Origin of the sequence: Halovivax sp., assembly GCA_007119345.1 — an archaeon.
Classification (GTDB): domain Archaea; phylum Halobacteriota; class Halobacteria; order Halobacteriales; family Natrialbaceae; genus Halovivax.
Window position 1 is genome coordinate 1 of sequence record SKPV01000282.1, and the last position, 3,188, is coordinate 3,188.

At 69.9% G+C, this 3,188-nt stretch carries 2 protein-coding genes; one reads left to right on the plus strand and one right to left on the minus strand.

What is annotated here, in order from left to right:
- Nucleotides 1–2,609, minus strand: a 2,609-nt coding sequence (locus QZT59_RS18695) for an FAD-binding and (Fe-S)-binding domain-containing protein (RefSeq protein WP_290819407.1), incomplete at its 3' end; no start/stop codon positions are given.
- A gap of 217 nt (nt 2,610–2,826) precedes the next feature.
- Here QZT59_RS18695 and QZT59_RS18700 point away from each other — a divergent pair.
- On the plus strand, nt 2,827–3,188 hold a 362-nt coding region (locus QZT59_RS18700; protein ID WP_290819409.1), incomplete at its 3' end, for a carbon-nitrogen hydrolase family protein.

Consider the following 3,188-nt stretch of genomic DNA (forward strand, 5'->3'; position numbering starts at 1 on the left):
GCGGCGTCGTCGAACCCCTTCGCCGTCGCGTGACAGTGGGTGTGGACGGCGACGTGGCCGTCGACTCGATCCGGGTCCGACACCTCGAAGCCACGCTCGCGCACGTCTTCGAGCAGGAACGCGGCGACGCTCGCGGCGGCGTCGGGTAGCCCGGCCGGATCGGAGAGCAAGTCGTCGTACTCCCGGAAGGCGCTGACGCAGGAGGGCTCTCCGGAGAGCACGGGCACGTCGTCTTCGAGGTACGGCGCGAGGCTCCTCACGTTCGCTTCGGCGTCCTCGCGAGCGCGTTCGACCATCCCCTGCGAGAGTGCCGGCCGCCCACAGCAGGCCACCTCCGGGACCTCGACCGCGTAGCCGCGGCGTTCGAGGAGGTCGACGGCCGCCCGTCCGACCGCGGGGTGGTTGTACGCCATGTAGCAGTCCGGGACGATGACGACGCGACCGCGCTCGCCGGCTCGCGGGTGCGGTTCGCGGTCGTCGACCCACTCGAGGAACGACTCCGCGGCGAACGCGGGAAGCGAGCGCCGACGGTCGATCCCGAGCGTCTTCTCGAGGACGACTCTCCCGGGGCCGAACGCTGCAAGGCGATTCGCCACGGGCGCGAGCGCGCTCCCGATCCGGTTGAGCATCCGCACGTTCGCGAACAACCGGGAGCGAAGCGGAACGCCGTCCTCCAGATGCTTGCGGTGTTTCGCCTCGGTCTTCAGCTTCGCCAGGTCGACGCCCGTCGGACACTCGGTCTCGCAGGCTTTGCACGCGAGACACAGGTCGAGCACCTCCTCCTGGAACCAGTCGCTCGTGACGGCGTCCGCACCGAGTCGGCCGTCCAGGGCCGCCCGGAGCGCGTTCGCCCGACCGCGGGTGCTCGTCACCTCCTCCTCGACGGCGCGATAGGACGGACACATGACGCCGTCACCAGTGGTCCGGCACTTCGAACAGCCGTTACACCGCTCGACGACCGAGGCGAATCCGCCCTCGACGCCGAAGTCGAGCGCGGTCTCGACCGTTGCGGGATCGTATCCCTCGAACCGGAGATTGGCGTCGACGCTCGCCAGCCGTCCGTCGGCGTTGGGGACGACGTTCGCCGGGTTGAACACGTCGTGCGGGTCCGCGGCGCGCTTGACCGCCCGGAACGCCCCGTACAGCGTCTCGCCGTACATCCCCTCGAGGTAGGCCGAGCGGAGGCGTCCGTCGCCGTGCTCTCCGCTCACGCACCCGCCGAGTCTGAGGACGACCGCGTGAACCCGTTCGCTGACCGCGCGCAACCGCTCGCGGTCGCGTTCCGTGCGCAGATCCAGAAACGGCTTCACGTGGAGGACGCCCTGGCCGGCGTGGCCGAAGACGCTCGCCTCGAGGTCGTGCTCACGCAGGATCTCGCGAACCCGCTCGAGGTAGTCAGGTAACCGTTCGGGCGGGACGGCGGCGTCCTCGATAAACGACAGGGCCTGTTCGTCCCCCGGCCGGCGGTTGAGGAGAGGGTTCGACGCCTTCCGGATCGTCCAGAGCGTCTGCCGCTCGTCGTCGGTCGTCGCCCGCTCGACGTCGACGGTCGCGTCCGTCGTCGCCGCGGTAATCGCCGCCTCGAGCCGTTCGTCGATCGCGTCAGCCTCCCCCTCAACCTCGACGAGCAGCGCCGCACCCGGTTCCGCCGGGATCAAGTCGAACCCCCACGCCTCGCGCGCGTACCTCAGCACGTCCGCGTCGACGAGTTCGACCGCACCCGGCTCGGCCGACAGCGCCGGCTCGACCGCCGCCGCGGCCGCGATCACACCCTCGTAGAAGACGAGCGCCGCGGCCCGCCGCTCGGGCCGTTCGGTCAGCTCGAGCGTGACTTCCGTTATCACCCCGAGAGTCCCTTCGCTCCCAACGAGCAGCTTCGAGAGGTCGAGCCACGAGCCGTCGACCGCGGCGCTGTTCCGGAGGTCGTAGCCGCTCGAGTTCCGGTCGACGTCCGGGTACCGGGCGTCGATCTCGTCGGCGTGTGCGCTGGCGAGTTTCCGGACGGTCCGGTGGAGTTCGCCGACCCGGTCCTCGCGCGCACAGACTCGCTCGAGGTCCTCGCCCCCGAGCCGTTCGAAGGTCGCGACCGTCCCGTCCGCGAGGACGCATTCGACGCTGCGGACGTTGTCCCGCGTGGTGCCGTGACGGACCGAATGGGCACCAGCGGCGTCGTTGGCGACCATTCCGCCGATCGTACAGGTACTCGACGTGCTCGGGTCGGGCGGGAAGTAGAGGTCGTCATCGGCGAGGTGATCGTTCAGGTCGTCGAGGACGACGCCGGGCTGGACCCGCGCTAGCGTCGCGTCGGGGTCGACCGCGATGATCGCGTCCAGGTGGCGCTCGCAGTCGAGGACGATACCCTCGCCGACGGCGTTACCCGTCAGGCTACTGCCGGCCCCGCGCGGAGTGACGCTGACGCCGCGTCGACGCGCGTACTCGACGGTCTGACGGACGTCCTCGCGGTTGGCAGGGGCGACGACGCCCGCCGGTTTCACCTCGTAGATGCTGGCGTCAGTCGCGTACAGCGTCCGCGCCGGCTCGCCGAAGTCGACGTCCCCGTCGATGCGGTCGCCGAGCGACGTCGGCGTCAGGTTCGTTTCGGTCGCCATTCCTGACGCCGGATTCGGCCCGACGCCCGTTAACCGTCGAGTCCAACATGGGTCACCATTTATATGGGCGAGCCGGCGTCGAGGTCGCCGCGGCTACGCGACCTCGGCGTAAACCCACCCACGAGTTCGACGGAACCGTCAAGATGCGTCGGCTGGCAGTGGTGAGTATGAGCCGGTCGCCGCCGCGCCCAAACCGTCGGCCCGCTGGTGAGTGGTCGTGAACCGACGCGTCGCCGCCTGTCAGTTCGAGCCGGAGCCGGGGGACGTCGACGCGAACGTCGAGACCGTCCGCGAACTCGGCGGGGCACTCGCCGACGACGTCAGCCTCGCGGTCTTTCCCGAACTGTGTCTAACCGGATACGATCTCGACGCGGTCCCCGACGTCGCCGAACCCGTGCCCGGAGCCTCGACCGATCGCGCCGTCGAACTCGCCGACGAACTGGACGTTACCCTCGTCCTCGGACTCCCCGAGCGCGACGGGGACGCCGTCTACAACGCGACGGTGCTCGTCTCGCCGGACGGCGTCGAGGCGATCTACCGGAAGCAGTACCCCTGGGGCGAAGAGGAGCACGTCTTCGA